Origin of the sequence: Rossellomorea sp. NPDC071047 (assembly GCF_050270195.1) — a bacterium.
Lineage (GTDB): Bacteria > Bacillota > Bacilli > Bacillales > Bacillaceae_B > Rossellomorea.
This window is the reverse complement of sequence record NZ_JBNNJT010000006.1, coordinates 170,832-197,557: the sequence shown is the minus strand read 5'-3', so window position 1 is coordinate 197,557 and position 26,726 is coordinate 170,832. Positions and strand designations below refer to the sequence as shown.

Genomic DNA, 26,726 nt, shown 5'->3' with positions numbered 1-26,726 from the left:
TGTTAGTTCTTTACTTCTTTAACCAGTACTTGCTTCCGTCGGATTTACGGTCTATAAACCCATATTCAATGAGATATCTTCTGATAAGTACATAATCGTCATAAATGTCTTTTAATACATGATTTAATTCTTTTTCATCGTACATATCGTCTTTCTTCAACTGTTTCGAAATCTCACGAAGAATGACCAGCCTTTGCTTTTCCTTTGGGGGAAATTTCGTCAATGCCCCGTCAGAGAAGTACTTCTTAACGATTTGATCCTGTTCGGTCTGTGTAATATTGTACCGTTCGTCCACCATGGTGGCTGTCTTATGAACAGGGACAAACGTCGGGGCATTTTCGTCTTTTTCTTTCAGCAATTCCATCATGGTCAGGAAGGTCTTGGCCTGACGCTCCTTTTCTTTTAAAGCAAACCGGTGATGCCGGATAGTGGACGCACTTCCGATATCCAATTCTTCCTTGATTTCTTTGTCATTTTTTCCTTGATAAAAGAGGGTCAATAAACGTTTTTGGTGATCGGTAAGACCCGTGAGTTTTTTATCCATTCCAATTAAATAATCGAATACGGATAGGTGGGTACGTTCAATATGAACACCCATATATTTTTCAGCGAGGTAAAATTTATCTTCGTAAGGATAGACCATGCCTTTTTCAATGACCTCTCCGCACATAAGACAAATAAGGGAATCTTCTTCTTCTATAAAACCTCTTTTCATTTCTTCCAAAGAGGCACTCCAAAACGAGTTGGAAAGCTCCATTCCTTAACACGTCCTATTCTTTTATCTTCAATGAAGTTATTATATAAACGAAATTTAAATGTGTTTGTTATTTTATAAACATAATATAAAAACGTTTGTTATTTGTCAAATAGAATGTTAATGACCAACCAATCGGGTATATCATTCAAATGGGTGTGATTCCGGAGTGGCGGGGAAAAGGGATCGCTGCTGTATTGAGTTGCAAATGCTTAGAAGACCTCCGACAAGATGGAATGAAATCCGCCACTCTCCACGTGAATCAAAACAATCCGGGAGCCATAAAACTTTATGAACGGTTAGGATTCAAGACTGTCCGGAAAAGAGGCAAGTTTGGCGCAAACCGGGGACGGTTCTTACACTACTTTTCGGGAATATGATAGAGACGGAACGGTCCCCACTGCATCCATAATTACCATCAATCTATTTCTTCACTTATTTGTAGTCTAAATATATTTTTGAATGTGTCGATATATATAATATATTAATTTAGATGCGATGAATGGTTATCTGTATGTGGGCGCTTGGATAATCGGGGAGCAACTAGCGCAACCGGCTAATTGAACTTTACTGTTTGATTAGCTTTTTTTATTATAGAACGTTACTTTCTATGCCCAGAAACCTAAAGATGAATGAATAATGGAGTACATAAGCAAATGTTCTAAAGAAGGGGATACGTATATGAGCCAATTAACTAGTAAGGCAAGCACCCAAGTTTTAGATATAAAGGATGTTCTATTAGCTCTTGAAACAAATTTGGCTATGATAGAGTTCTCCTTAGACAGAAAGGTAATTTGGGTAAATGATAACTTCGCTGATGCAATGAATTACCGGGTACATGAAATGCAGGGGATGGATCACAAACAGTTCTGCACGATGGAATATAGCCAAAGCAAAGAATATACAGAGTTGTGGGACAACCTCCGGAAAGGGAAAAAATCTCAAGAAAAAATTGAAAGAGTTGATAAACAGGGGAACAAACTTTGGCTGGAAGCAACATATATTCCTATTTTAGATGGAAATGGGTCTGTACAAGGAGTCCTGAAGATTGCCACAGATATTACAAAAAGGGAAAATACAACGATAGAGATCATTTCCAAATTAAAGAGCATGCCGAATAATCTAGTAAACTCAGTCATGGCCAATTCCAATGAAAAAGTAGAAGCATTAGAGTCTTTAAGGGAACAAATTAAATTAATTGATGAAACGTCAAAATCGATAAAAAATATATCTTCTCAAACCAACTTGCTTTCTTTAAATGCGGCGATTGAAGCAGCCAGAGCGGGCGAACACGGAAGGGGATTCAATGTAGTAGCCCAGGAAGTTAGGAAGCTCTCTGTGAGTGCTGATAATGCCATTAAAGAGGTTAATGCTAACATTGAAAATATTACAAATGAACTAATAAAGGTTAATCAAATTTCAGAAGACTTACAAAGAATTGTGACAGAATCTAAAAATGAAATTGATCAAACCATTAACAAGTTAGAAAACCTTACTACAAATAAAGAGTAAGTGTAGGTAGTGGGTTCTGGGTTACTTATTTGAGAATATAAAGAGTCTGTTCCGAACAACTATGGTTAAATAGGCTCTTTAAATGTAACCCGGGGACGGTCGTAAGGGAAAGGTTAAGACGGAACCGTCTCCACTCTGTCTTGGAGTCAATGGAAGAAGTCCTGGAATGTAATGGTTTGACGGAGGAATATGTGAAGGTAGCCTGCAAGGATCGCAAGGGACGGGAACTCCCCACAGGTGTCAGGATAACAATCTTAAATGCCCTGAATCTTTGAGTATGCGACTCGATAGATTCAGGGCTTCTTAGATTAATAAAAGGATAGGAGACTTTCGAATTTACTAATAAATATACATTGAGTTGTTTAATTTTCTAACTGCTTTTCAAGATTCTTATCGAGTACGAATACCTCCATACGCTCTCCCATTTTCGTACTGATGTCGCTATGGCTCGAAAGGACTTTGCATTTTGTATGCTGTTCTACTATCTCTTCGATGTTTTGGCTGTACATTTCCCTCAACACCTGACGCATTTGTTTCACGAGGACTCTACCTTTATCGTGTTCGACAAGGTGTTTTTCTTCAACCGTTAACACGCCCTTGAACCTTGCAATAACCATGTCCTCTAAGATGTATGTCCGGGTTTCCTGTGGACCGCGGCCGATCAGTTCTCTTTGCATTTTTATGAAGGCTTCGCTTAATTCAGCCTCTAATCGTCGTTTAGAGATTTTCACGTTTTCTCCCCCTTGCCACTATCAGATCAATTTCAAGGATTATCTTACTCAGACGTGTTAAAAGTTGTCAATCATTAATTTTGCGTTGAATAAAACAGCCGAAATAATTCGAATCAGTTAGATATTTAGAGCATTTGATTATTTTCGTTAGAAAAATAAACCTATTTGACTAGATTTAGAGATTTTTAATAATTTACAAATTCAATAAGCCGGGAGTAATATATTCCTTGTAAAGCACAACTCAATATTTCGGCCTAGTCTCGGAAACGAGAACGGAGGACCCAATCAAGTGGGGTTAATTCTACGTATGTAGAAGGGATGAGATTAAAACTCTTTCGCCATCCTACCCGTCAGCTAACTTCGTCGGCTAAAGCGAAGGAGGTCATAAAGACCACCTTTTTCAGGGGGCTTTTTTTGTTGTTTTCATAATGGCAAAAGGGGCAGCTTGACTAATAAGTAGGTCTTTTTATTATGCCTATTTTGAAGAAGTGAACATGGAAGACAGAATGCATAGAAGGCTATAACAGCCGGCTAGGTGTTAAGTAGACCAATGTGTACTTTTTCTTCAGATGAACAAGAGATGTCAGGGGATCGCATTCTTTCAGGATGCTGATCCATCTTTACTCTTGCCTGTCAACTGAGGGAAAAGTGAGCATTGGTCTATTTTTGTTTTCTGAAGGTGGATCTTTCTTCCTGTAAGGGGATCTTTTGGATGACCGTCCATGTCTTTTTCTAAGGTGTGCCCCAATGATCTCTGTAGTAAGGAATCTTAGAGATGTGATGATCGCAGAAGAAAGGAGGATGAATGTGTGTACGCAGGAACGGCATAAAGGCAAGACGCTTGTTTGTATTCCGACATGTGAAATGCTGCAGGAAATAGAGGGCTGCTTAGATCTTTCCCATGATTGCTGTTTTGTTTCCCCCATTCCACAAGTTGTTGACATTCTAAAGGGGAGAGGGTTCCAGAATGTCATGGGTTTGGGGATAAATGAAGAATTTATTGATCATCGACATCACTTCGATAAAGTCATCGTGTTTGAGAATCGCTTTTTCGATACATTACCGATGATGAAGATTATTCAAAACAGTACATCCGCACCCATCATTGTCGTTACGACGACTCCAGGATATCCAGTCCGCCTGTATCAGTCGATCGGCGCAAGATATGTGGTGTATACAAAGAGCAGGAATGTTTCTTGTTTCTTCAAATAATGTCAGGAGGTTTTACACATGTTGGATATTATAATGATCGCTCTATTCATCATTCTTCCGGCGCTTATGTCGGGACTTGCCAACTGGTCTTCCACTGTTGTCGATCAGGGAGGTAAGGACTCATGATGCTGTTACTTGGGATTACGGCCATGATTACACTTTATTTATTTTATGTATTGTTTCATCCAGAAAAATTCTAATTAGTTGGAGGTATCACAGGTGATTACGACCATTCTATCGATCATCATTACATTAGCGGCCATGATTCTGATTGCAAAGCCGGCCGGGGTCTATTTGGCAAAGGCGTTCGATTATAATCAAACGCCTTTAGATAAACTATTTGGACCATTTGAACATCTACTCTTCAAAGTCAGTGGGATAAAAAAAGTGAACCAGACGTGGAAGCAATACGCATTGGCCCTTGTCTTAACGAATGGTTTCATGATTTTCCTTGTGTATCTTGTATTCAGGCTGCAAGGGGTCCTGCCCCTGAATCCGAGTGGCAACCCGGGAATGGATCCCACTCTTGCCTTTAATACAGCAATCAGCTTTATGACCAATACGAATTTACAGCATTACAGCGGGGAATCCGGTCTTTCTTATCTCGGACAGATGATCGGAATTCTGTTCATGATGTTTGCAGCACCGGGAACGGCCATGGCAGTAGCCATCGCCTTTGTCAGGGGACTCTCAGGAGCTGAAATAGGAAACTTCTTTGTCGATTTATTCAGGTCCATCACCCGAGTCCTTTTGCCGATCGCTTTTATTGCGGGCTTTATCTTCATAGCGCTCGGGGTTCCGCAGACGCTTGAACCATCGGTTACAGTGAATACGGTTGAAGGCGGTACGCAGGAGATCGCCCGTGGCCCTGTCGGAACGTTCCTGTCCATTAAAGAACTTGGGAATAACGGGGGAGGATTCTTTGGTGTCAATTCCGCACATCCCTTTGAGAATCCGAATGCCATCAGTAATTTCATTCAGATCCTGTTAATGTTCCTGCTTCCATCCGCCCTGCCTTTTACGTATGGAAAGATGGTCGGGAATCCAAAGCAGGGACGTGTCCTGTTTGTATCGATGGTTATGGTTTTCGTTGTGTTCCTTTCAACGGCCCTATTCTATGAATCTCAAGGAAACCCGGCACTGAATGCCATGGGGATCCAGACCGATCAAGGGAGTATGGAAGGGAAGGAAGTGCGGTTCGGTACCGGTCAATCGATTCTTTATGCCATGGTCACGACGGCGACGGAAACAGGTGCCGTCAATACAATGCACGATACGTTAACCCCGATCGGAGGGATGCTGGCCCTTACGAATATGCTGTTGAACACCGTATTCGGTGGAGTCGGCGCCGGCTTCATCAATGTGCTCATGTATGCCATGATCGCCGTGTTCCTTTCAGGGTTGATGGTTGGACGCACTCCGGAATTCCTGGGTAAAAAAATCGAAGGCAGGGAAATGAAGCTGATTGCCATTACGATGCTTATGCATCCCCTGTTGATACTGGGGGCATCTGCCCTTGCGCTTTATTCTCCTCTTGGGGTGGAAGCCATTTCGAACAGTGGTTTTCATGGGATTTCCCAAGTCGTTTATGAATATACGTCATCCGCTGCCAATAATGGATCTGGATTTGAAGGACTTGGGGATGCCACACCATTCTGGAATATCTCTACAGGAATCGTCATGTATATTGGAAGATTCTTCGGACTGGTGACAATGCTCGCTGTTGCAGGATCCCTCGCATCCAAAAGAATGGTTCCCGAGACGATCGGAACTTTCCGAACGGATACGTCCTTATTCGGTGTGATCCTGATTGGAACGTTCTTTGTAGTCGGAGCGTTAACGTTCTTCCCGACACTCGTATTGGGGCCGGTAGCAGAATATCTGACATTGTAGATGGGAGTGGAAGAAGTGGCAAATCCATTATTGAAAGAGACAAATAAGGTCGCCGAGTTTAGAGGGAAAGAACGAAACCGTCTTTCCCCCGAGCGGCCCAATCCAATTGAACAGAAGGATGGAAATAACATGAAGAATAAAGGAATGGTCATGCAGGCCTTGAAAGATTCTTTCGTTAAGCTTGATCCAAGAATCATGATTAAAAATCCGATTATGTTTGTAGTGGAGATTGGATTCATCATTACATTAATCCTTTGTGTAGCACCTGATGCATTCGGTTCCAGTGATGTGGCACCCTGGTTCAATGTGACAGTCAGCCTGATTCTTTTATTTACAGTGCTCTTTGCCAATTTCGCCGAAGCATTGGCAGAAGGCCGCGGAAAAGCACAGGCCGATTCATTGAAAAAGTCAAAACAGGAGATGTCCGCCAATCTTCTTAGAGGAAATGGCAAAACGGAAAGGGTGGCTTCTACCTCTCTCAAGAAAGGCGACGTTGTTGTCGTTTCACAAGGTGAGATGATTCCAGGGGATGGTGAAGTGATTGAAGGCCTTGCCTCTGTGGACGAATCAGCGATCACCGGTGAATCCGCTCCTGTCATCAAGGAAGCCGGGGGCGATTTCAATTCTGTCACAGGAGGAACGAGAGTCGTCAGTGATCAAATTAAAGTCCGAATCACCAGCAACCCGGGTGAATCATTCTTAGACCGCATGATTTCATTGGTGGAAGGGGCAGAGCGTCAGAAGACCCCGAACGAAATCGCCTTGAATACGGTATTAACAAGCTTGACGTTGATATTCATGATTGTGGTCGTCACTCTTCCTTTCTTTACGAACTATCTGGGATTTTCACTTGAAATCCCTGTATTGATTTCACTCCTGGTCTGTTTGATCCCGACGACCATCGGGGGATTATTATCAGCAATCGGGATTGCGGGTATGGACCGTGTGACTCAGTACAATGTACTTGCTATGTCCGGAAAGGCAGTGGAAGCAGCAGGGGATATCAACACGATCATTTTGGATAAGACCGGTACCATTACATTCGGTAACCGGATGGCCAGTGATTTCATACCGGTGGGAGATGCTTCGAAAGAAGAGCTCTTCTACTGGACGGGGATCAGTTCGTTACAAGATGAAACACCTGAAGGACGTTCCATCATTGAATTGCTGAAAGAGAAGGGAACCAAGCTTGATGCTTCAGCAGCATCAGGAGGACAATTCATTGAATTTAAGGCTGAAACGAGAATGAGCGGGGTAGATTTGAAAGATGGACGCCAGGTGCGTAAAGGAGCTGTCGATTCCGTCAAGACGTGGGTGAAAGCTCAAGGAGGTAGAATCCCCTCAAATCTTGACGAAGAAGCGAAAGAAATCGCGAAAGAAGGTGGTACCCCATTGGCCGTAGCGGTGGAAGGACAAATCTTTGGATTGATCTACCTGAAAGATACGGTGAAACCGGGAATGAAAGACCGATTTGAAAAGCTCCGGCAGATGGGGATCAAAACCATCATGGCCACAGGGGACAACCCGTTGACGGCTGCCACGATTGCACGTGAAGCAGGGGTGGATGAATTCATAGCGGAATGTAAACCAGAAGACAAAATTGAAGTGATTAAATATGAACAGTCCCAAGGGAAATTGGTAGCGATGACAGGTGATGGTACGAATGACGCGCCTGCACTCGCCCAGGCAGACGTGGGGCTCGCCATGAACAGCGGGACTACAGCTGCAAAAGAAGCGGCGAATATGGTTGATTTGGACTCGAATCCGACAAAGATCATTGAAGTGGTTTCAATCGGAAAACAATTGCTTATGACCAGGGGGGCGCTGACCACGTTCAGTATCGCCAACGATATTGCGAAATACTTCGCCATCATCCCTGCCATGTTCATGCTTGCGATTCCAGAGATGACAGCATTGAATATCATGGGTCTGTCTACACCCATATCGGCCATCCTGTCAGCACTGATCTTTAATGCCGTGATCATTCCTTTATTGATCCCCCTAGCCATGAAGGGAGTCGCATATAAACCGATGAGTTCCAATGCCTTATTAAGTAAGAACTTGACGATCTATGGTCTTGGCGGGGTCCTGGTACCCTTCATAGGAATTAAACTGATTGATATGACGATTTCATTATTCATATAAAAGAAGGAAAGGGAGATGTAAGATGGAAAACAGTCAATTTATCGGACCGATTATTCGGTCCAGCCTTACCATCATGGTGCTCGCAGGTTTGGTGTATCCACTGGCGTCAACGGGAATAGCACAGGCCATCATGCCGGACAAGGCGGATGGAAGCTTAGTTTATAATGAAGAAAATGAAGTGGTGGGCTCGGCATTGATCGGGCAAAGCGTGAGTGATCCCACCCTCTTTCATGGAAGGGTGTCCGCCATTGAATACGATGCCTCTGGTTCAGGATCGAATAACTATGCCCCGTCCAATGAGGATATGATCAACCGTACAGAGGAATCATTGGAAGTGTGGAAAAATGCCAACCCGGATACACCGATCAGTGAGGTTCCCGTCGATCTTGTGACAGACTCAGGCTCCGGCCTGGATCCACATATTTCTGTTCAGGGAGCCATGGCGCAGGTGAACAGAATTTCAGAGCTCACAGGCGTATCCAAAGAAAAGTTGCAGAAGTTGATCGAAGACAATACCCAAGGGAAGGAATGGGGGATTTTCGGAGAAGAACGCGTCAATGTCCTCTTGCTTAACCTGGATTTACAGAAGTTATTATAAATCGTACAGAACCCTGACCAATTCGTTGGTCGGGTTCTCATCTTGATGTGTCCTGCTTGGAGGTGAACAGATGGAAACGGATCATCCATATTTCAGGAGAAGGACCCCTGAAGAAATTCTTCAGACAATCACAGAATCCACACGAGGGAAATTCAAATTATATGTCGGTGCTGCACCGGGAGTGGGAAAGACTTATAAAATGCTCCAGGATGCGGCTGATTTAAAAAAAGAAGGAAAAGACGTGGTGATTGGATTAATCGAGACCCATGGTCGTGCAGAAACAGAGGCTCAACTGAAAGATCTTGAACAGGTGCCGTTAAAAATCATGTATTATAAAGGAAAGAAATTCTACGAACTGAATGTTGAAGGAATCATTGAGAGAAAACCGGATATCGTCCTTGTTGATGAACTTGCCCATACGAATATAACAGGTTCCGTCAATTCCAAGAGGTATGAGGATGTAGCTTTGATCCTTGATGCCGGAATCGATGTCCTATCAGCAGTGAATATTCAACACCTGGAAAGTGTGAACGATATCGTCAGGCATATCACAGGTGTGAAAGTGAGAGAAAGAGTGCCGGATACGTTTATTCAAAAGGCCAACGAAATCCAACTGATTGATGTGACACCGGAAGCCTTGAGAAAGAGGCTGAGGGATGGAAAAATTTATACGCAGGCAAAGATTGAACAAAGTTTAACCCATTTCTTCACCACAACCAACTTATCAGCACTTCGGGAACTGGCCTTAAGGGAGATTGCAAATGATGTGGACGAACGGATTGAGCAAATAAGCGGTGATCTTCAGCAGGGTCCCATCGGGGTGAATGAGAAGATCCTTGTTTGCATCCATTACGGGCCCACAGCGGAAAAGCTGATCAGAAGAGGATGGAGAATGGCCCATCGCTTAAAGGCGGAATTGTATATCTTGAATGTAACCTCAAAGAAAACATCCGAGGGAAACCTGGTCAGAGAGCAAAAAATGAAAGAATGGAAAATGCTTGCCGAGCAGTTCAATGCCAAGTTGATATTCGAAGAACAGCAAAATAGGAAGCCGGCTGCTGTCATCATTGAAGTTGCAAAAAAGTATCACGTGACGCAGATCTTATTAGGGCAATCTGCCAGAACGAGATGGGAGGAGATAAGGAAAGGATCAATCGTCAATACGATCATGCGGGAAACAACGAATATCGATCTGCACATCGTAGCCGATGGAAGATCATGAGGGGGATCGAATTGAATATCGCTTTTTTCTTAGTTCCCAAAAGGGACGTTGCCTATATTAAATATGAATCGACTATGAGGCAGGCACTCGAGAAGATGGAGTATCATCGTTACACATCAGTCCCATTGATCAGTGAGGATGGGAAATATGCAGGTACTCTGACAGAAGGGGATCTCCTATGGAAAATAAAAAACACACCCGGACTCACGTTTCAAAATACCAGTAAAGTAATGCTCTCTGACATTCCTTTGCACAGACAACATCAACCGATTCATATAGATGCAGAGATGGAAGATATCATTTCCAAATCTATGGAACAGAATTTTGTCCCGGTAGTCGATGATCAGGATCACTTTATAGGGATCATCAGAAGAAGAGAAATCATTGATTATTGTTTCGGGCAGATGTTGAATGACGAACCTAAGTTGTGAAAGTGATTTTCCAGGAAAAAGAGCATAAAGGAAAAACGAAAACAGGCACACCAACAGTGTACCATTTTACTGTTTGCTAAAAGGTACACTGTTGGTGTACTAACGCTTGTTATATTAGGTTTCCTCCACAAAGTATAGTATCTTGACAACTCCTCATACTAACTTTTAGGGAGGATGAAGGATGCCTAAAATAGAAATGTGCCTAAAAGAAAACATCGAAAACATAAAGAACACCTTTCACGACACATCTGACCTTATCATAAGAAACATAAAGGCTGGCTGCGATGGTTCCCTTGAAATGAATGTTGTCTACCTGGACGGAATAATCGATGTAGACCTTATTCAGGATTACGTGGTCAAGCCATTATTGGAACGATTCAAGGCAGAAGATAGTAATGAATCGCTCAACAAACTAATCATGGAAAGAATAGTTGAATCGGCAGATGTAAAGACGACAACTCATTATCAAGAGTTGACCGATGCCATCGTACAAGGAAATACAGTTTTGCTGATTAACGGGATTCGGGAAGGAATCATAATCCCATCTCCAAAGTGGGCAGAAAGAAGCGTGGAAGCGTCCATTGGAGAACGTTCGGTAAGAGGTCCTCAAATTGGATTAACAGAAAAGATGAAAACAAATATCAATTTGATCAGAGGTTCATTAAAAACACCGGATTTGTGTGTGGAAACAGTGGAGATTGGCTCCACTTCACCAACATCTGTGTCGATCTTATATATAGAAGGTACTGTGGATAAAGGGATATTAAAAGAAGTCAAAAAGAGGCTAAATAGTCTAAACATAAAGTATGTCCTTAGTGAAAGAGTAGTGGAGGATGTATTAGAAGGGAAGCCAAAAACCTTTTTCTCACGGTTAAGACATTCCGAACGAATGGACGGGGCAGTTTCATCCTTATTTGAAGGAAGAGTGGTAGTGATTGTGGATGGGTACCCTTTCGCCATCATAGCTCCTGCTCTATTTATAGATTTTATTCAGGCACCCGATGATTACCATATTTCAATGGGTAGATTCACGAGCCGAATCATCCGTTTTATCGCCTTTCTAATAGGAGTATACCTGCCGGCGGTTTACATAGCGTTAGCAAATTTTCATAAAGATGACTTACCCGACAAGATTTCGAAAGCAATCATTTCAAACGATGAGCTATTGCCAACCTTTTGGGAAATCGCCATTCTTTTATTCTTGGTCAGAATATTAGTAGATGTTTCGTTTCGTCTTCCACAAAGTGCGGTCATATTGGTGTCTTTAATCGGGACCATCGTCATTGGTGAAACGGCGGTCACCGCCAAATTAATCCACCCCGTCAGTCTGATCGTCATAGGGATAACCGCTCTTTCCAGTTTCCTGGGAGCTAACAGAGGACTCGTGGGACCTGATGCCACCCTAAGAATAGTATTTTTATTAACGGCTAACTTTTTTGGTTTTAATGGAATCATCATTGGGACAACCATTCTAATGTTGTATATGGCGAGTCTGAAATCGATAGGCGTTCCTTATCTTTCTCCTATTATTCCTTTTAAGATGAAGGAATTAAAGGATACGTTTTATCGGGAAGATTTACAGAGGCTTACTAATAGCAAGCATAGTTATACGAAAGATAAAGGTTAAAAGGGACATGGGGACAGGTTCGTTGTCCCATTTAATGAGTTTAGTCGAATCAAACAATTGGGACAAGGGACCTGTCCCTTTGTCCCATATTATTTTGTAAAAAAAAGAAATGCCATTGCCAACTTTTAGTTAATATTGTATTATTGTGAATAATCAGACATATATATTAGACAGGTTATCGTCTAAGGGTAGAGATGCGGAGAATCCCTGTGACCAATGAAATGCATGACACTTATTTGTGATGCAGTTTATTGTTCATGGGTTTTTTTATGAAAAAAAGGGGAGGAATTGGCATGAAGTTCAAGGTTTTATCATTCGTTTTAGTGTTGATGGTCGTTCTTGCCGGGTGCGGCAGCAGTGAAACCGGGGGGGATGAAACGACTGAAATTGATTTCTGGTTCCCGGTAGCGGTTGGCGGGGATGTTGCGAAGATCGTTGATGGGTTTGTGGCTGATTTCGAGAAAGAGAATCCCGACATCAAGGTGAATGCGAAATATGGTGGCAGTTATGCTGAGACTATGACCCAGGTCATGGCATCGGCGCAGGCAGGAAATTCACCTGAGCTTGCTGTGTTATTTTCAATAGACCTTTTCACATTGCTTGAGAACGACCTGATCGAGGAATTGACGCCGATGTTCGAGCAAGAATATTTGGATGATTTCTACGACGGATTCATGGCGAATTTTTCCATTGATGATAAGGTGTACAGCTTGCCTTTCCAGCGCAGTACCATCGTCCTTTACTATAACAAGGATGCATTTAAAGAAGCGGGATTGGATCCGGAAGCTCCACCTGAAAACTGGGATCAGCTGGTGGAATACGGGAAGAAGCTGACGAAAAATGGAGGTAAGGATCAGTGGGGACTTGAAATTCCGAGCACCGGTTACCAGTACTGGATGTTCCAGGCTTTAGCGCTTCAGACTGGAGACAACATCATGTCTCAAGATGGAAAGGAAGTACACTTCAATGCACCATATTCAAAAGAAGCGATGGAATTTTGGTTATCCCTTGGAAAGGAACATAAAATCATGCCTGAGGGTGTCATTGAATGGGCGACGGTTCCTTCTGACTTCCTGAGTGGAAAAACGGCGATGATGTATCATACGACTGGTAACCTGACGAATGTGAAGAACAATGCGGACTTTGATTTCGGTGTGTCCTTCCTGCCGGCGAACAATGAGTATGGTTCCCCTACTGGAGGAGGAAACATCTACATGTTCAAAGATCTTCCAAAAGCGAATAAGGAAGCGGCAATCAAGTTCATGAAGTTCCTTACAGAGCCTGAGCGTGTTGCCCAGTGGTCGATCGATACAGGATATGTAGCCACAACCGAATCAGCTTATGAGACTGACTTGTTGAAGAAGTATGTAGAGGAATTCCCTCCTGCACTGGTTGCCCGCGAGCAGCTCGAGTACGCAGAAAGTGAACTTGCAACCTATCAAAATGGTGAGGTGCAGAAAATCTTCAATGATCATATTCAATCGATCCTGACGGGACAAAGCCCGGTTGACGAAGGGTTGGACAATGCACAGAAGAAAGCGGAAAAAGTATTGGAGCCTTTTCAGTAATAAGATAGTGACCGAAGAGTGAATGGAGTGAGGCTCAGGTGGGCTTTGTGCTGACTTGAGCTCCTGCTTCACAAGAAAGGTGGGGCCGATAGATGACAATGAAGCAAAGAAAACTCAGCACCGGGGCGAGAAATAATCTGTTTGCCTACGGGCTCCTGTTTCCTTCTTTCATATTTTTGAGTTTGTTTACGTTTTACCCGACGCTCAAATCGATCCAGTTAAGCTTCTACAGTGGCCCGATGACCAGGCTGCAATTTTCGGGACTTGAACAATATAAAGGAGTTTTCGAGGATGAGATATTCCGGAAGGTCATTCTGAATAACATCCTCTTCATGATCGGTACAGTACCAACAAGTTTGTTCCTGGCGATGTATCTTGCCATCTGGTTAAATAAAAAAATGGCCGGAAGCTCTTTGCTTCGTACGTCATTTTTCTACCCGACGATCGTTCCGTTGATTGCGGTGGCAAATATTTGGCTTTTCATCTACACCCCTCAATATGGACTGCTCGATAACTTTCTGCATATGTTCGGCAGGGATGACACGAACTGGCTGGGGGATCCGAATACCGTCATGATCGCGATGATTGTCATGATCATATGGAAAGATGCCGGTTTCTTCATGATTTTTTATCTGGCAGGTTTGCAGAATTTACCGAGGGATGTGTATGAAGCGGCAGAGATGGAAGGGGCGAAACCGTTCCAGATGTTCCGTCATATCACCTTCCCACTGCTGATGCCGACGACGCTGTTCGTCATGATCGTGGCGATTACGAATTCATTCAAAAACGTCGACCACCTGTACATAATGACCAAGGGTGGGCCGGATAACGCCAGCAATCTATTACTCTACCATATTTATGAAGCGGCATTCACGAATTGGGATCTAGGTAAAGCAGCGGTGCTGACCGTGATTTTGATCGTCATCATGCTCGGTATCACAGCATTCAATTATTTGTACCTTGATCGGAAAATTCATTATTAAGGAGGGGAAGATTCGATGAAAAAATTGAACTATGGCATCATCATTTTTTTAGGGATACTTTCATTCATCCCCCTCCTTTGGGTCATCATCACCTCTTTCTCTCCCGGGAATCAAGTGATCAATGGAGGCTTTCCGTTCTGGGTCTCGAATCCCACGGTTGAAAACTATGTCAACGCATGGAAGACTGCACCCTTTTTACAGTATTACTTCAATACATTCGTCATCGTTTTTGGGGTGTTGATTGTCCAGTTAGTCACCGTTACGCTTGCGGCATATGCGTTTGCACGGGTGAATTTCAGAGGGAAGAATGTACTGTTCATCCTGTTCCTGCTGCAACTGATGATTCAGCCCGAAATCCTGTTATTCCCGAACTATCAGGTGATCAGCCAACTTGGGCTTGTCAATACAAAACTCGCCGTCATGATGCCATATTGGGCTTCTGCATTCGGGGTATTCCTAATGCGCCAGACGTTCAAGCAAGTCCCGTTCGATCTTGATGAAGCGGCAAGAATGGACGGATGTAAATGGTATCAAACACTGTGGCATGTCTACATCCCATCGGCGAAACCTACCTATATCGCATTTGCCCTGGTATCCGTCAGCCATCATTGGAGCAACTTCATGTGGCCGTTGATCATCACTGATTCCGTCGAGTCCCGCCCATTAACCGTCGGACTGGCCCTCTTTGCACAATCATATGAAACGGGGGCACAATGGGGAATGGTCGCTGCCGGTACGGTAATGGTCATCATGCCTTTAGTGCTTGCGTTCTTCCTTTTTCAAAAACAATTCGTATCAAGCTTTATGCACTCAGGAATTAAATAGGTGGTGACGAGATGGACATTCATTTCTTAGGAACCGGGAGTGCCTATCCAGGTTCCGGACGCGACAATACATCGGTCTGTTTCTCCAATGATGACTATCATGTGCTGGTCGATGTCAGCGGCAATCCTTGCAGGAAGCTGAAGCAGCTACAGGTGGATTTAGGGGAGCTCGATGCAGTGGTGTTCACCCATTTTCATATTGACCATATTTATGGATTGCCCTCCTTGCTGTGGGGGATGTGGCTTGAGGACAGGAAAAAGCCATTAAGGATTCTTTGTGATTATCGGAATGAAAAAAAACTGCAGGAATGGCTGTCAACGATGGAAGCAGATCAGTGGCCGATTGCTTTTACCATTAAGGTTGAAACCTTTGACGGTGATCGTGAAAGTGAACTTCTCGCTGGCGGCGGGATGACGTTTTCCTGCTTTAAGGCCCTTCATTCGGTTCCTACTGTGGGGCTTGAAGTGCAATGTGCCGGTCGGGTTGTCGTGTATTCAAGCGATTCGGAAATCAACGCACGGATTGGTGAGTATGACCATATAGATATGTTAATCCATGAAGCGACTTCTGCCTGTAAAGTGACAGGCAATCACAGCAGCCTTGTTGAAATTGTAGAGAAGTATGATGTCGATAAGATCGGGAAACTCGTTCTCGTCCACTTATCCGACCAAGAACCGTATGAAGAAGAAGTGGCAAAGCTAGGCACTTCAAGGGTCATCATCGGCGAAGATTTGATGACACAACAAGTGTAATTGAAGAGATACAAGGATAGAGATCAGGAGATTCCTTGGGGATGGCGAAAATCCAATTGTTCAATTGGAGAAATCGTCATGCTCAAGGAATTTTTCTTGTTATAAGAGAGAATAACTTAAAATTTGAGAAATGGCCAGCTCCAGCGCCTAGCCCCTCGAGACGTTTCGGTCCGCCCAATGAAGTCAAAGAACGACTTCACCGGTCGGCCCTCCAACGCTTGTCGGGGCTGAACAAGGCGCTTACGCTTTTCTTATTGAATGGAGGGGGTACAGATGAAGAATCTAAAGGGGTATATTTTTGACTTGGATGGGACCGTGTATCTCGGTAAGCAATTGATAGAGGGAGCAGACACCACCATTAACTCTCTTCTCGATGAAGGAAAAAAGGTGTTGTTCCTCACAAACAAAACGATTGAATCGCGTAATCGTTATGTGGAAAAATTGAATGGATTCAATATCAGGGCAAGCCTGGAGAATATATTGAATCCGACTGTTACGTTGATTGACTATTTACGGGAACACCATCCGGGTGCCACATTATACGTCATTGGTGAACAGTCGATCAAGGATGAGCTGACACTTGCCGGGTTCAGGGAAGGGATGGTGCCATCAGAGGTGGATATCGTCGTGCTCTCATGGGACCGGGATTTTCATTACGACCATTTGAATTTTGCCTATCAGTCAATCAAGCTTGGTGCGAAGATGATTGCGACCAATCCGGACAGGACCTGTCCAGTAGAGGTTGGCGATGTGCCGGATTGTGCCGGAATGATCGGGGCAGTGGAAGCCGTTGTCGGTAGAAAGATCGATGTGCAGATTGGAAAGCCGTCTATTCTTACCATCAATGCAGCATTGAAAATATTAGAACTAAAGCCGGAAGAATGTGTCATGATCGGTGATCGCCTTGAAACGGATATCCGGATGGGCATCGAAGCCGGGATGAGAACGGCCCTTGTGCTGAGCGGGATCACAACAGAGGAGGATTTAAGGGGGACGGTTTGGACGCCGGATTATGTGATGGAGTCGGTTAAGGATTTATTATCGGAAAAAATGATATAAGAATAGCTAAGAGGGGACGGATCTTACTCTACTTTTGGGGGAATTGTAGAGACGGAACCGTCCCCGCTCTGTCCTGGTCAAGAAAGCAACAATACATACAGAAACAGCCTAACTAAAAGAAAAACAAAAGCTCAGAACCTTAGTAAGGACTGAGCTTTTGACTATGAAATACTAACCCTTCATTCACATGAATTTTGAACAAATTTAGGCAACACAAAACTTGCATAGTGTAATTCTGATGTATAGTATTTTCCGTTTATATCACAAATTTTATTAATAGGCACTTCTAATGGGTCATATACTTTCGATCCCATTGTAAATGTCCACATACCACTTGGATAAGTTGTAATGTTACACGTATAGAGGCGTGCAATCGGGAAAATTTCTTTTGTATCGTGAAAGGCATTTTTTATTAAATCAGCTTTAAACCATGGGTTATCTGTTTGAGCGACAAAGATGCCATCCTCTTTTAAAGCCTTTGCAATACCTGCATAAAAGCCCTTTGTAAATAAATCTGCAGCTGGTCCAACAGGTTCAGTAGAATCAACTAAGATCACATCATACCTATTTTCACTCTTGATAATATGTTCAAATCCATCGCCAATGATTAACTCAACTCTTGGGTTTTCATATTCAGCCGAAATGTGAGGCAAATGCTTCTTCGAATACTCTACTACTTTACCGTCAATTTCAACTTGTGTTACTTTTTCTACGCTCGTGTGTTTTAATACTTCTCTGATTGTTCCGCCATCACCGCCCCCAACTACTAAAACATGCCTAGGGGAGGGATGTGTGAATAGTGGTACATGAGCGATCATTTCATGATAGACAAATTCATCTTTTTCTGTTGTCATGACCATACCGTCTAATAACAACATGTTTCCGAATTGCTCCGTTTCTACCATATCTAATCGTTGAAAAGGCGTTTGTCCACTTTCTAATGTTCGATTTACTTTTCCTGTTATTCCAAATGAAGAAGTTTGTTTCTCTGTAAACCATAATGTCATGTTACATTCTCCTAACTAGCTAATAAGCTTTAGGCCAATTGCAGCACTTAAAACCATCGCCATAAATACAATTCTAGCTATACTCTTTGATTCTCCGTAAAATAGGATCCCAACAAGTCCTGACCCAACGGTTCCGATTCCTGTCCATACGGCGTAAGCGGTCCCCATTGGCAGAGACTGCATGGCTAAGCTTAAGAAGGTAAAGCTACTGACCATTCCAAAGATGAAAACTGCAAATGAAATGATGCTTTTTTTTCGTAATATCAGGTTTAGACCTGTGACGCCTACAACTTCAAACAGTCCTGCGCAGACAAGAAATATCCATCCCATTAGGAAGCACTCCCTTCTTGCTCCGTATTCCCCGTTACAAGCTTAAGTCCAATCACACCTGTAAGAAGAACAAGTATTAAGATCATCTTTACAAGTTGAAAGGGCTCTCCGAAAACGAGCATCTCCATTAACACAGTTCCTGTGGTACCAAGTCCAGTAAAGACCGCATACGCTGTTCCAACGGGAAGTTGTGACGTGGCTTTAATTAATAGACCAAAGGATAAAACAATGGCAATACCTGTTCCTGTCCAAGTGAGTAAATCTTCAGCGTGTTTTAATCCCATGACCCAGAATATTTCCACGATGGAACCTAGAACTAATAAACCCCAAGCACGATTCAATTGACTCTCTCCTTTTATTTCGTAATTCCTTGCCAATAGATATCCCAAGAACTAGACAAGCGCTTTTGTAGGCGATCCGGGAATCCATATAGAAGTTCGACTAATAAACCATCAAATATTGTTAAGAAGGACATCATTGCAGAATCAGGAGCAACGTTTGGGTTTAAGACATCTTTTTTATCTTCGAACATGACTAAAAATAAAGATTCTAATTCATTTACAAACGTGTTTGTACCATTTGTGATTTGTTCTTTAAGTTGTAACGGTGGAAAAAAGGATGTTCTCATAAAGAAACTCATATGGGGATCCTTTTGATAACGCCCTAAATATTCATTAAGAAAGCTATATAGAATCTCTTTGAGCGATAGAGAATGATTTTTTTCGATAAATTGTTTAACGAAATACAATTCATTTTCTAGAGAATCATTATATGTGCTAATAAAAAGATCTTCTTTACTTTTAAAATGTGCATAGATAGATTGTTTTTTAATCCCTACTTCATTCGCAATTGTTGCAAGAGAAGCTCCCTGATACCCATGTAAAGCAAATTGATGTAAAGCTATTTCTTTTAACTGATTTGATTTCATGTATATCCTCCTAACGAACGTTCGTAAGTTAATGGTAACAAAAAGATATTTCAACGTCAATTTAAGGGGTAACAATATCGTCAAAAGAGGAAGTCCTCTTATATACTTGCAGTCATATCATCTTTATACAGTTTATCCTCTTTTGCGAAAAAAAATAGCTTTAATAATGGAGGTGTGACAATCGTCGTTACAATAATCACAACGATAATAGATGTGTAGTAATCGACAGGTAACAATTGACTATCTAATCCCATTGCAGCCAAAATTAATGCAACTTCTCCTCTGGATATCATTCCAGCACCAATGCCCATTGAGAACGATTGTTGAAGCCTGAGAACTTAGCACCTAAGCCAGATCCAACAAATTTAGATACAACTGCAATGATTGAAAAGAGTACAATAAAGCCTATTTGGCTGCTCATACTGCTAAACGAGATACTTAGACCGATACTTGTAAAGAAGAAGGGAACAAATAATCCATTTGCTAGAGGTTCAACTTTATGTTCCATCTCCTCTTTAAATTTTGTTTGAGAAATAGCGACCCCGGCAAAGAAGGTTCCGATAATGCCGGCAACTCCTAAATACTCAGCAAAATAAGCAAAACCAAAGGCAACAATTAACCCTGCACTTAAGACCGTTTCGGTGACTTTAAAGGTTGAAAATAGCTTGATAAATGAAGGTGCCAACCATTTAGAAGCCAAAATTACCATCACAAAAAACAGAATCTTTTTTGAAATAAGGAACGCGAGATTTGTATCTGAACCTGCAAAAACACTGAGAGCAACAGCAATCAATATCACCACAATAACGTCATCCAATACAGCTGCTCCCAGCAAAGTGAATCCTTCTTTACTTTTTAACCAACCAATTTCTCTTAAAGTTTGCACTGAAATACTGACCGATGTAGCGGATAACAATAAACCAATGAAAATAGATTCAGCAAGTGAAAAATGATAAAGTGCAGCACCTGCGTACCCTAATAGGATAGGTACAATAATCCCGCCAACTGCAACGAATATTGCCGCTTTTTTATTTTCGTTTAGAGTCTTTAAGTTGGTTTCTAGCCCAGCTAAAAACATAAGTAGCAGAACACCAATTTCACTAAACGTTTTTATCATTTCACCAGCGTGTATCCACCCTAAAACTGCAGGACCTATGATAATCCCTACAATAATCTTACCTAAGACAGAGGGTTGACCTAACTTAACGCTGATCTGACCTGCCACTTTCGTTGCTAGTAAGATCAGTACAATCTGTAAGACAATCATTTTAAATCATCTCCTATTCACTTAAGATAAAAAAAGACATGGAGGGGCCGGGTTGACTGACTCCTCCATGTCATGCACCTATATATAGTTTTTTAAGATACCTTACGAACGTTCGTAAGGTAATACTAACAACATCTTATTCAGATGTAAACTATCAAACTGGTTTAGTGAAACCCAAGAAGGCGAAGTATGAAGGAAGTTACGCAGCGACGACGCAGGTCATAGTAGCCTCCTCAAGGAGAGAATGCACCTGGGCGCGCGGTGTTATTGTTCATTAATTTATTTACATTATTTGAGAACGATTTGATTCAGGAATCGACGTAGTGGGTTGATGAAGCATGTTTACATTTTCAACAAACGGATAAGTGCTTGAAGGCATATTCGAAAAACGCTTTTGGAGAATATATAAGTACGGAGAATGCATCTATTGAAAATATAGTCAAAAACATTAAGGAAAAGGTAAGCAGCTGATCATCAAGGCCGTGCTTATCCTAAATTATACCGATTTTTCTTCCATAATCATCTTTGGAAGGACTTCCATTGTGCTTCATTGAGTCATCACCCAGATAATTGCGTCATTTTAAGGGGTGATTGCGTCATTTTCGGGATAATTGCGTCGTTCTTTTATTTATTGCGTCATTCTCCAACATAATTGCGTATTTTGGTAAATCATGGTACTTAAACTCACTCTACTTTTCTGCTAATCTCGAAAAAATTCACAAGGAAAGGCAGGGACAGTTCACACCCCACCTTTTCCTTCATCCTTCCTCTTTAGAGGTGTGATTGTGAAAGCGCAGACTCCTTCTCAACCTAGACTTCATTTCCAATGTTGTATTTTCTTATAACGCTTACCACCACAGCAATCAATAAAACAACCAGGCTATTAATAAGTAAATAATAGCCAACCTGCAGGCCATAAAATACCGCAAAGGCATCTCGAATGATTAACAGTGCCAATAATCCCCCAATTGACGCAAACAAAGCCGCCAGAAGAAGAATGGTGAAGGCAGCAGAATATAAGCTTTTCTTCTTCTTATATGAAAAATACCCAAAAATATTTGAAGTGACAATGAAAAACCCCATAAGGATCATAAAGAGATTTGTCATTTCATTCCCCCCATCGACGTATTTTTATTATCTTTAAACGTTATAACATCGTCAGTGAATCCATCTCTGATACCCTCTAGATCTCCATTAAGGATAAAGAAGGTCAACACCAGAACAGAGAACAAAATAATAGAACCGAAGATGATGGAAGGTATCATGCTTTTCTTTTTTCTTTTCCACTTTTAACTCTCCTTACCATATGTTTATGGATTAGACGAATACGGATAACGGGAAGTTTCAATTTATCCCCCCTTTTGTGCTCCCACCATAACTCCACCCACAAATATTTGTGTCCCGAGCACGTTGTTTCAGAGCCTCTTTTCCCTTTATAATTTTCTTAAGATTTACATTTCTTCGTTTAATCACCTCACACTTGAGGTAACAGTCACTATAAGGAGGTGTTGTAATCATGGAAGCAATCAGTAAGCGTTTTTTCTTGTTTCTTTCTCACAATAAGGCGTTGGATAAGATGGCCAAACGGTGGGGGTCAAGATTTGGGGCTAATAAGCTTGTAGGGGGAGAAACCTTTGCACAGGCGATTCCATTGATTACGCAATTGAACGAAGAGGGATTCCAGGTTACGGTCGATCATCTTGGTGAGTTCGTCGATTCTACAGAGGTGGTGCGGGAGAATGTCCAACGATGTATTGAGAGTATCAGTGCCATTGCCTATCATGGGCTGGAGACTGAAATCTCTGTCAAGCTGACTTCCCTGGGATTGGATATCAGTCAAGATCTTGTCATGGAAAGTATGGAGTTGATTCTTGCGAAGGCAAAAGAAAGCGGAATCACGGTCACTCTCGATATGGAGGATTCCTCGAGGTGCCATGCCATCCTTGACGTTTACAAGAAGCTCTGTCAAAAGTACGACAATGTGGGGACGGTGATCCAATCTTATCTCTATGTTTCAGAGAAGGATGTGGATGATCTCAATCAGTGTTCCCCTTATTTGAGGCTTGTGAAGGGTGCATATAATGAATCGGGTAAAGTGGCGTTCCAGGAGAAGAAAAAGGTGGATGACAATCTGAAGCATCTCATCAAGAAGCAGCTCTTGAACGGTCATTATACAGCGATCGCAAGCCATGATGAAGCGATTATCGATTACACCATCGGATTAGTGAAAGAACACAATATCCCGAATGACCGCTTCGAGTTCCAAATGCTTTACGGAATGCGGAACCAACTGCAATCCGAATTGTTGGAAAAAGGATACACCGTCCGCATTTACCTGCCATATGGCGAGGACTGGTTCGGGTATTTCATGCGACGCCTGGCAGAACGGCCGGCAAACATCGCATTTGCATTGAAGGGAATTTTCAGCAAGTAAACTATTAAAAAACATCCAGACAGATTGAAATCAGAAAGGAATGTGAAGAGAATGAGTAACGGAGTGTACAACATCCCAAAACCTACAAATGAGCCTGGTAATACATATGCCCCAGGTACGAAAGAAAGAGAAACGCTAAAAGCTGAATTAGAGCGCCAAGCTGGTCTAGAGGTTGAGATCCCGGTCATCATCAATGGTGAGGAAATCAAGACAGATACAGTGAAGCAAGTGGTAATGCCACACGATCACAAACATGTGTTGGCTACGTATTCACAAGCAGGTGAAAAAGAACTTCGCGATGCAGTGGAAGCGGCAATGGCTGCGAAAGAATCATGGTCCAATATGCCATGGCAGCACAGAGCGTCCATCTTCTTGAAAGCGGCTGACTTAATTTCTGGTCCATACCGTGATGTCATCAATGCTGCAACGATGTTAGGTCAATCCAAAACAGCGTACCAAACGGAAATTGATGCTGCACAAGAATTAGCAGACTTCTTACGCTTTGGCGTAGACTATGCGAACCAAATCTATCAAATGCAGCCGGACAGCATGAAGAACATTTGGAATCGTTTAGAATACCGTGCATTAGATGGTTTCGTACTAGCGATCTCTCCATTTAACTTCACGGCTATCGGTGGTAACCTTCCATCAGCTCCTGCCATCATGGGGAACGTGGTTGTGTGGAAACCGGCAACAACGGCTATACTATCAAACTATTACTTCATGCGTATCCTGGAAGAAGCTGGACTGCCTAAGGGCGTTATCAACTTTGTTCCATCCCGTGGTTCACAAGTATCAGAAGTCGTATTAACAGACCCACGCATGTCCGGATTCCACTTCACTGGATCAACAAGCGTGTTCCAGACGATCTGGAAGACAGTCGGGGAAAACATCACAAACTATAAATCCTACCCTCGTTTAGTTGGGGAAACAGGCGGTAAAGACTTTGTCTTCGCTCACGAAACGGCTCAAGCAGACAAAGTAGTGGCTGCACTTGTTCGTGGTGCATTCGAATACCAAGGTCAAAAATGTTCAGCGGCTTCACGTGCCTACATCCCTGCAAGCATGTGGGAAGAAGTGAAAAATGGTGTCGTGGAAGAAACGGCGAAGCTTAAAGTCGGTGATGTAAGAGACTTCAGGAACTTCATGGGTGCGGTCATTGACAAAGCTGCCTTTGATTCCATCACAAGCTACATCGACTATGCGGCTGATTCTGAAGAAGCTGAAATCATTGCCGGTGGTACGTATGATGATTCTGTTGGATACTTCGTTCAACCGACTGTCATCGTGACAACGAATCCAAACTTCAAAACGATGACCGAAGAAATTTTCGGACCTGTTTTAACGATCTATGTATATGAAAACGAACAATTAGAAGAAACACTGACTTCAGTGGATACTGCTTCCATGTATGCCTTAACGGGTGCGATCTTTGCACAAGACCGTGAAGCGATCATGCACTTGGAACGCCGTCTTTCCGGTGCAGCTGGTAACTTCTACATCAACGATAAACCAACGGGTGCGGTGATCAACCAACAACCATTCGGTGGTTCACGCGGTTCAGGTACGAACGATAAAGCAGGCTCTATTTTCAACATGATTCGTTGGACCAGTCCTCGTATCATCAAAGAAAACTTCGCGCCAACAACAGACATTACCTATCCATTTATGGATGAGGAATAATTCGAATACGATGAGCTCTCCCGATCAGGGGGAGCTTTTCATTTTTTATTGAGGGATTTAACGCTATAATAGGAATCACAAACACTCGTGGAAAGGTAAGATTCCTATGGAAGCACTTGATATCATCCTCCAAACAGAAGACATTCATAAAGCGACGGAATTGATCAGCTCAAAATTAGGCAATCCCGTCATCATTGAAAACAAAAATTTCGAACTGATTTCATACAGTTCCTCTTCTAATAAGTTCGATCAAACACAGCTTAAGACAATCCTCACGAAAAAATGTCCGGTCTTCATCATCGATCGACTGAAAAAAGAGGGCATCGTCCACCAGCTCGAGAAACATACGGATCCGATCCGGGTACAGGCGATGGAAGAGTTAGGTTTTCACCAGCGCGTCGTCATTGCCGCAAAGTACCTGGGAAACACGATGGGATATATTTGGGTTCAAGAATCCAACCGTCTTCTCGAAAATGAAGAGCTCGCTTTCCTTGAAGAAATCTCCGCTCATCTTGGAAACCTGATCAATGATATGTTCGCAAAGGTCAATATCAAAAAGGACAGAAAAGAAGAAGTACTGTGGCATCTCCTGCAGCACGAGTACGGAAGTGAAAGCCAGCTCCGCCATGATGCATCCCTCGTCAAGCTGACCCTGCCTGAACGGTTCACGGTAGCGGTGTACTCGATCGCATCGTCGGACTATAAGCCTATGCTCGACCAATTGGAGAAGTTGGTCCAGGAATCAAGCTTCAACACAAAGATTTATTCACTACGAACGGAATACCAGGTGATCCTCGTCCTCTACGGCAAAGCAGACACACCGTCTTCCTCCCTGGAACTAGCCAGAGATCTAGTCGAAAAGGTGAAAGAACAAACAGGGGTAGAAGAATTCTACCACTTCCTGATCGGGATCGGGAAGGAATACACCACGTTATATCAAATGAGAAAGAGCTTTTTGGAAGCGTCGGAAGTCATTGAAACGGCTAACTTCATCAGTCCGCGTCCGGAATCAATGCCGCGGGAATTTGCTCAGTTGGGTATTTATCGTTACTTGCCAACGCTCTATGAGAAAAACACATCAAAGGACTATTACAGTGATGACTTGTTGGTATTGATCAAGAATGATGTGAAGAAACAAACTGACCTTCTTAAGACACTTGAGGTGTATCTGGCGAATGATGGGAAGGGGAAACAGACCGCCAATGAACTGTTCATCCATCCGAACACGTTGAATTATCGGATCAAGAAGATACAGGATCTGACTACGATTGATTTTAATGATTTTAATATGAAGGTGTATTTGTATACGGAGTTATTGTTGCTCAATAATGTGGAGGCTTATTATCAGAGGTATAAGGATGCTTTGAAGGGGATATGACGCTTCATTGAATAGAAAAAGAACACCATAGTTCCAAGTGAGTATTGGTATCCGTTTTGGAGAGAATTACAAAAAGCAGGCTAAATCGCAAATGATTTAGACCTGCTTTATTGTTGTTTTTACAATGTTTTTATTCAATTGTGTGTTTAATTAGAGCGAACTACTAAAAAATGGTGTGCTACTTAGGGTGCTAAATGACTTGTTCATCCAAAGTCTGTGTTTATGGAGAACCATCCTTTTATGAGCACAGTATTGGTGAGATTGAAAATGCTTGAAATGCAATTAATAACCTCCCTTTGATCAAGTAAAGGGGAGTTAACGGAGTAAATGGATTTAGCAGATCTTCAACAATAGGGCTAGATCGTTGAAGAAGGATATTATAATCCG

The 26,726-nt window shown here is 42.5% G+C and carries 26 protein-coding genes, 1 pseudogene and 2 riboswitches; of the genes and pseudogenes, 19 read left to right on the top strand and 8 right to left on the bottom strand.

All coding sequences use genetic code 11. The features are described from left to right. Positions 1 to 10 precede the first annotated feature (10 nt). Positions 11 to 757 carry a DUF2087 domain-containing protein gene (locus tag ACQKFO_RS19445; protein ID WP_427600465.1) on the bottom strand — a complete coding sequence of 249 codons (747 nt, stop codon included), beginning with the start codon at positions 755 to 757 and terminating at the stop codon, positions 11 to 13. A 131-nt stretch (positions 758 to 888) separates the two neighbouring features. On the opposite strand from ACQKFO_RS19445, the gene ACQKFO_RS19440 reads away from it, so the two are divergent. Both ACQKFO_RS19440 and ACQKFO_RS19435 read left to right on the top strand, forming a co-directional pair. Next, positions 889 to 1,134 (top strand): GNAT family N-acetyltransferase, encoded by a 246-nt coding sequence (locus ACQKFO_RS19440; protein WP_427600607.1) that lies wholly within the window; start codon positions 889 to 891, stop codon positions 1,132 to 1,134. 102 nt (positions 1,135 to 1,236) lie between these two features. Then, positions 1,237 to 1,321: riboswitch (cyclic di-GMP riboswitch) on the top strand. 114 nt (positions 1,322 to 1,435) lie between these two features. Beyond that, positions 1,436 to 2,266: a methyl-accepting chemotaxis protein gene (locus ACQKFO_RS19435; RefSeq protein ID WP_427600464.1), complete on the top strand. Its 831-nt coding sequence runs from the start codon at positions 1,436 to 1,438 to the stop codon at positions 2,264 to 2,266. Between the two features lie 362 nt (positions 2,267 to 2,628). On the opposite strand, the gene ACQKFO_RS19430 is transcribed toward ACQKFO_RS19435, so the two are convergent. Further along, complete coding sequence (locus tag ACQKFO_RS19430; protein WP_148996093.1) at positions 2,629 to 2,997, bottom strand: DUF2294 domain-containing protein; 369 nt, start codon at positions 2,995 to 2,997, stop codon at positions 2,629 to 2,631. A gap of 241 nt (positions 2,998 to 3,238) precedes the next feature. Next, positions 3,239 to 3,381: riboswitch (cyclic di-AMP (ydaO/yuaA leader) on the top strand. Between the two features lie 363 nt (positions 3,382 to 3,744). On the opposite strand from ACQKFO_RS19430, the gene ACQKFO_RS19425 reads away from it, so the two are divergent. The 14 genes from ACQKFO_RS19425 (at position 3,745) to ACQKFO_RS19360 (ending at position 17,312) form a co-directional block, all read left to right on the top strand. Then, positions 3,745 to 4,209: a hypothetical protein gene (locus tag ACQKFO_RS19425; RefSeq protein ID WP_427600463.1), complete on the top strand. Its 465-nt coding sequence runs from the start codon at positions 3,745 to 3,747 to the stop codon at positions 4,207 to 4,209. Positions 4,210 to 4,227: 18 nt separating this feature from the next. Beyond that, positions 4,228 to 4,335 (top strand): signal peptide protein, encoded by a 108-nt coding sequence (locus ACQKFO_RS19420; RefSeq protein ID WP_427600462.1) that lies wholly within the window; start codon positions 4,228 to 4,230, stop codon positions 4,333 to 4,335. Beyond that, entirely contained in the window at positions 4,332 to 4,409 is a 78-nt protein-coding gene (locus ACQKFO_RS19415) for a potassium-transporting ATPase subunit F (protein ID WP_427600606.1), read from the top strand. The genes ACQKFO_RS19420 and ACQKFO_RS19415 overlap by 4 nt, the downstream gene beginning before the upstream one ends. A gap of 31 nt (positions 4,410 to 4,440) precedes the next feature. Further along, positions 4,441 to 6,102: a potassium-transporting ATPase subunit KdpA gene (gene kdpA, locus ACQKFO_RS19410; RefSeq protein ID WP_427600605.1), complete on the top strand. Its 1,662-nt coding sequence runs from the start codon at positions 4,441 to 4,443 to the stop codon at positions 6,100 to 6,102. A 129-nt stretch (positions 6,103 to 6,231) separates the two neighbouring features. Next, positions 6,232 to 8,247, top strand: coding sequence for a potassium-transporting ATPase subunit KdpB (gene kdpB / locus ACQKFO_RS19405; protein WP_427600604.1), 2,016 nt, complete (start codon positions 6,232 to 6,234; stop codon positions 8,245 to 8,247). A gap of 22 nt (positions 8,248 to 8,269) precedes the next feature. Then, on the top strand, positions 8,270 to 8,845 hold the full coding sequence (gene kdpC / locus ACQKFO_RS19400; RefSeq protein ID WP_427600461.1) for a potassium-transporting ATPase subunit KdpC: 576 nt from the start codon (positions 8,270 to 8,272) through the stop codon (positions 8,843 to 8,845). 70 nt (positions 8,846 to 8,915) lie between these two features. Further along, positions 8,916 to 10,067: a KdpD-like non-kinase potassium sensor gene (kdpDN, locus tag ACQKFO_RS19395; RefSeq protein WP_427600460.1), complete on the top strand. Its 1,152-nt coding sequence runs from the start codon at positions 8,916 to 8,918 to the stop codon at positions 10,065 to 10,067. Positions 10,068 to 10,078: 11 nt separating this feature from the next. Beyond that, the gene (locus tag ACQKFO_RS19390) at positions 10,079 to 10,498 is read left to right on the top strand and encodes a CBS domain-containing protein (RefSeq protein WP_427600459.1); all 420 of its coding nucleotides are present in this window, start codon (positions 10,079 to 10,081) and stop codon (positions 10,496 to 10,498) included. Between the two features lie 181 nt (positions 10,499 to 10,679). After that, positions 10,680 to 12,125: a spore germination protein gene (locus tag ACQKFO_RS19385; protein WP_427600458.1), complete on the top strand. Its 1,446-nt coding sequence runs from the start codon at positions 10,680 to 10,682 to the stop codon at positions 12,123 to 12,125. Positions 12,126 to 12,418: 293 nt separating this feature from the next. Beyond that, positions 12,419 to 13,693 (top strand): ABC transporter substrate-binding protein, encoded by a 1,275-nt coding sequence (locus tag ACQKFO_RS19380; protein ID WP_427600457.1) that lies wholly within the window; start codon positions 12,419 to 12,421, stop codon positions 13,691 to 13,693. A gap of 98 nt (positions 13,694 to 13,791) precedes the next feature. Then, a complete protein-coding gene (locus ACQKFO_RS19375) occupies positions 13,792 to 14,676 on the top strand; it encodes a carbohydrate ABC transporter permease (protein WP_427600603.1) in 885 nt (294 codons plus the stop codon). A gap of 15 nt (positions 14,677 to 14,691) precedes the next feature. Then, the gene (locus ACQKFO_RS19370) at positions 14,692 to 15,501 is read left to right on the top strand and encodes a carbohydrate ABC transporter permease (protein WP_299739206.1); all 810 of its coding nucleotides are present in this window, start codon (positions 14,692 to 14,694) and stop codon (positions 15,499 to 15,501) included. Positions 15,502 to 15,512: 11 nt separating this feature from the next. Next, positions 15,513 to 16,253 (top strand): MBL fold metallo-hydrolase, encoded by a 741-nt coding sequence (locus tag ACQKFO_RS19365; protein ID WP_427600456.1) that lies wholly within the window; start codon positions 15,513 to 15,515, stop codon positions 16,251 to 16,253. Positions 16,254 to 16,526: 273 nt separating this feature from the next. Further along, a complete protein-coding gene (locus tag ACQKFO_RS19360) occupies positions 16,527 to 17,312 on the top strand; it encodes an HAD-IIA family hydrolase (protein ID WP_427600455.1) in 786 nt (261 codons plus the stop codon). A gap of 179 nt (positions 17,313 to 17,491) precedes the next feature. Here the strand turns inward: ACQKFO_RS19360 and speE are convergent, their stop codons facing one another. The 6 genes and pseudogenes from speE to ACQKFO_RS19330 form a co-directional block, all read right to left on the bottom strand. Next, complete coding sequence (speE, locus tag ACQKFO_RS19355) at positions 17,492 to 18,319, bottom strand: polyamine aminopropyltransferase (RefSeq protein WP_427600454.1); 828 nt, start codon at positions 18,317 to 18,319, stop codon at positions 17,492 to 17,494. A 15-nt stretch (positions 18,320 to 18,334) separates the two neighbouring features. Next, positions 18,335 to 18,649: a DMT family transporter gene (locus ACQKFO_RS19350; protein WP_427600453.1), complete on the bottom strand. Its 315-nt coding sequence runs from the start codon at positions 18,647 to 18,649 to the stop codon at positions 18,335 to 18,337. After that, complete coding sequence (locus ACQKFO_RS19345; protein ID WP_427600452.1) at positions 18,649 to 18,990, bottom strand: DMT family transporter; 342 nt, start codon at positions 18,988 to 18,990, stop codon at positions 18,649 to 18,651. The genes ACQKFO_RS19350 and ACQKFO_RS19345 overlap by 1 nt, the downstream gene beginning before the upstream one ends. Before the next feature lie 14 nt (positions 18,991 to 19,004). Next, positions 19,005 to 19,577, bottom strand: a complete 573-nt coding sequence (locus tag ACQKFO_RS19340; RefSeq protein ID WP_427600451.1) for a TetR/AcrR family transcriptional regulator — start codon at positions 19,575 to 19,577, stop codon at positions 19,005 to 19,007. Positions 19,578 to 19,675: 98 nt separating this feature from the next. Continuing rightward, a pseudogene (locus ACQKFO_RS19335) lies at positions 19,676 to 20,844 on the bottom strand (cation:proton antiporter). A gap of 810 nt (positions 20,845 to 21,654) precedes the next feature. Next, on the bottom strand, positions 21,655 to 21,951 hold the full coding sequence (locus ACQKFO_RS19330; protein ID WP_427600450.1) for a 3-isopropylmalate dehydrogenase: 297 nt from the start codon (positions 21,949 to 21,951) through the stop codon (positions 21,655 to 21,657). A 409-nt stretch (positions 21,952 to 22,360) separates the two neighbouring features. Between ACQKFO_RS19330 and ACQKFO_RS19325 the strand changes: the two genes are divergently transcribed. The 3 genes from ACQKFO_RS19325 to ACQKFO_RS19315 all read left to right on the top strand — a co-directional run bounded on the left by ACQKFO_RS19325 (position 22,361) and on the right by ACQKFO_RS19315 (position 26,339). Next, positions 22,361 to 23,278, top strand: coding sequence for a proline dehydrogenase family protein (locus ACQKFO_RS19325; protein ID WP_427600449.1), 918 nt, complete (start codon positions 22,361 to 22,363; stop codon positions 23,276 to 23,278). 51 nt (positions 23,279 to 23,329) lie between these two features. Beyond that, positions 23,330 to 24,961 (top strand): L-glutamate gamma-semialdehyde dehydrogenase, encoded by a 1,632-nt coding sequence (gene pruA, locus ACQKFO_RS19320; protein ID WP_427600448.1) that lies wholly within the window; start codon positions 23,330 to 23,332, stop codon positions 24,959 to 24,961. Between the two features lie 106 nt (positions 24,962 to 25,067). After that, the gene (locus tag ACQKFO_RS19315) at positions 25,068 to 26,339 is read left to right on the top strand and encodes a PucR family transcriptional regulator (protein WP_427600447.1); all 1,272 of its coding nucleotides are present in this window, start codon (positions 25,068 to 25,070) and stop codon (positions 26,337 to 26,339) included. Positions 26,340 to 26,726: the final 387 nt, after the last annotated feature.

Bases quoted from the DNA above. Each gene is read 5' to 3' on its own strand.
- ACQKFO_RS19445 (WP_427600465.1), bottom strand. From the start codon at position 757: ATGGAGCTTTCCAACTCGTTTTGGAGTGCCTCTTTGGAAGAAATGAAA.
- ACQKFO_RS19435 (WP_427600464.1), top strand. From the start codon at position 1,436: ATGAGCCAATTAACTAGTAAGGCAAGCACCCAAGTTTTAGATATAAAG.
- ACQKFO_RS19425 (WP_427600463.1), top strand. From the start codon at position 3,745: ATGATCTCTGTAGTAAGGAATCTTAGAGATGTGATGATCGCAGAAGAA.
- ACQKFO_RS19420 (WP_427600462.1), top strand. From the start codon at position 4,228: ATGTTGGATATTATAATGATCGCTCTATTCATCATTCTTCCGGCGCTT.
- ACQKFO_RS19415 (WP_427600606.1), top strand. From the start codon at position 4,332: ATGATGCTGTTACTTGGGATTACGGCCATGATTACACTTTATTTATTT.
- kdpB (WP_427600604.1), top strand. From the start codon at position 6,232: ATGAAGAATAAAGGAATGGTCATGCAGGCCTTGAAAGATTCTTTCGTT.
- kdpC (WP_427600461.1), top strand. From the start codon at position 8,270: ATGGAAAACAGTCAATTTATCGGACCGATTATTCGGTCCAGCCTTACC.
- kdpDN (WP_427600460.1), top strand. From the start codon at position 8,916: ATGGAAACGGATCATCCATATTTCAGGAGAAGGACCCCTGAAGAAATT.
- ACQKFO_RS19385 (WP_427600458.1), top strand. From the start codon at position 10,680: ATGCCTAAAATAGAAATGTGCCTAAAAGAAAACATCGAAAACATAAAG.
- ACQKFO_RS19380 (WP_427600457.1), top strand. From the start codon at position 12,419: ATGAAGTTCAAGGTTTTATCATTCGTTTTAGTGTTGATGGTCGTTCTT.
- ACQKFO_RS19375 (WP_427600603.1), top strand. From the start codon at position 13,792: ATGAAGCAAAGAAAACTCAGCACCGGGGCGAGAAATAATCTGTTTGCC.
- ACQKFO_RS19370 (WP_299739206.1), top strand. From the start codon at position 14,692: ATGAAAAAATTGAACTATGGCATCATCATTTTTTTAGGGATACTTTCA.
- ACQKFO_RS19365 (WP_427600456.1), top strand. From the start codon at position 15,513: ATGGACATTCATTTCTTAGGAACCGGGAGTGCCTATCCAGGTTCCGGA.
- ACQKFO_RS19360 (WP_427600455.1), top strand. From the start codon at position 16,527: ATGAAGAATCTAAAGGGGTATATTTTTGACTTGGATGGGACCGTGTAT.
- speE (WP_427600454.1), bottom strand. From the start codon at position 18,319: ATGACATTATGGTTTACAGAGAAACAAACTTCTTCATTTGGAATAACA.
- ACQKFO_RS19350 (WP_427600453.1), bottom strand. From the start codon at position 18,649: ATGGGATGGATATTTCTTGTCTGCGCAGGACTGTTTGAAGTTGTAGGC.
- ACQKFO_RS19340 (WP_427600451.1), bottom strand. From the start codon at position 19,577: ATGAAATCAAATCAGTTAAAAGAAATAGCTTTACATCAATTTGCTTTA.
- ACQKFO_RS19330 (WP_427600450.1), bottom strand. From the start codon at position 21,951: ATGACAAATCTCTTTATGATCCTTATGGGGTTTTTCATTGTCACTTCA.
- ACQKFO_RS19325 (WP_427600449.1), top strand. From the start codon at position 22,361: ATGGAAGCAATCAGTAAGCGTTTTTTCTTGTTTCTTTCTCACAATAAG.
- pruA (WP_427600448.1), top strand. From the start codon at position 23,330: ATGAGTAACGGAGTGTACAACATCCCAAAACCTACAAATGAGCCTGGT.
- ACQKFO_RS19315 (WP_427600447.1), top strand. From the start codon at position 25,068: ATGGAAGCACTTGATATCATCCTCCAAACAGAAGACATTCATAAAGCG.